This is a genomic window from Bacillus sp. MBGLi79 (assembly GCF_002953915.1).
In genome coordinates this window covers 2,540,829-2,542,174 of the sequence record NZ_CP026521.1, presented here as the reverse complement: position 1 = coordinate 2,542,174, position 1,346 = coordinate 2,540,829, and the positions used below count along the sequence as shown (strand labels likewise).

2 protein-coding genes and 1 other RNA gene (1 of these 3 only partly in view) are annotated in these 1,346 nt (G+C 43.8%); all 3 read left to right on the top strand.

Annotation, left to right across the window (positions count from 1 at the left end):
• Nucleotides 1-260: 260 nt before the first annotated feature.
• Nucleotides 261-812: an SLOG family protein gene (locus C1T29_RS12655; protein WP_039072801.1), complete on the top strand. Its 552-nt coding sequence runs from the start codon at nucleotides 261-263 to the stop codon at nucleotides 810-812.
• Nucleotides 813-892: 80 nt separating this feature from the next.
• Nucleotides 893-1,189 (top strand): cell division regulator GpsB, encoded by a 297-nt coding sequence (gene gpsB / locus C1T29_RS12650; protein WP_003182873.1) that lies wholly within the window; start codon nucleotides 893-895, stop codon nucleotides 1,187-1,189.
• Nucleotides 1,190-1,241: 52 nt separating this feature from the next.
• Nucleotides 1,242-1,346: RNase P RNA component class B (gene rnpB / locus C1T29_RS12645), an RNA gene on the top strand (it continues 270 nt past the right edge of the window).

Genomic DNA, 1,346 nt, shown 5'->3' with positions numbered 1-1,346 from the left:
CATTTTCAGCATGTTCATTACTTCCCGCAAACTCAATCAGCTGTCAACCAGGCATCACATCAGCACTTCGTGAGCCCTGGCGCAGGAATGATGCCCGGGCCTGGAGCGATGCCAGGACCTGGAATGGGTATGGGTCCTTACTAAAAAGGATTTTCGGAAGTTTTGTCAGGATGAACGAGCGCCGGATTGAACGTGAGCAACAGAATATCTTTTAAAAAAATGGGGCGGAATACGGCCCCATTTTTTAGCAGGTGATCATAATGAAAGTATTGGCCGTTACAGGGTACAAGCCGTTTGAACTGGGGATTTTCAAACAGGATGACAAGGCCCTGTTCTACATAAAAAAAGCGCTTGAAAACCGATTGACCGCCCTGCTTGAGGAAGGGCTGGAATGGATCCTTATCTCAGGCCAGCTCGGCACGGAACTATGGGCGGCGGAAGTTGCGTTTTCGCTGCAGGAAGAATATCCCGACTTGAAAGTGGCGGTTATCACTCCGTTTTTGGAACAGGAAAAGAAGTGGAACGAGAAAAATCAAGAGCAGTATGAAGCTGTGCTCGCAGCCAGCGATTTCACTGAAAGCTTGACACACAGGCCGTACGAAAGCCCGGTCCAATTTAAACAAAAAAACCGGTTTTTCATCGAAAAGGCGGATGGCTTATTGATTCTGTACGACGAAGAAAGAGAAGGCTCGCCTGTGTATATGCTGAATGAAGCAAAAAAAGCTCAAGAAAAACGCGATTTTCCGATTTACACGATTACGATGGATGACCTGAGAGTCACCGTTGAAGAAAGCAGCTTTTACGAAGAGTAAAAAGTGCAAGAGAAAATTTGACATTGCACACGTTTTCTGAAAAAATATAAGATGATGATTCACGATATGAGGTGAAAAAGATGCTTGCTGATAAAGTGAAGCTTTCTGCTAAAGAAATTTTGGAAAAAGAATTCAAAACAGGAGTCAGAGGCTACAAGCAGGAAGATGTTGACAAATTCTTGGACATGGTCATTAAAGACTATGAAGCCTTCCATCAGGAAATCGAAGAATTGCAGCAGGAAAACCTGCAGTTGAAAAAACAGCTTGAAGAAGCGAACAAGAGACAGCCGGCTCAATCAAATACGACCAATTTTGATATTCTAAAACGGCTTTCCAATTTGGAAAAACATGTGTTTGGAAGCAAATTATACGATTGATGAAAACCGCTTGCCCTTTAGAACAAACTAAGCTATAATAGTTGATGTCTTAACGTTCGGGTAATCGCTGCAGATTTTACATCTGTAGAGGAAAGTCCATGCTCGCACGGTGCTGAGATGCCCGTAGTGTTCGTGCCTAGCGAAGTCATAAGCTAGG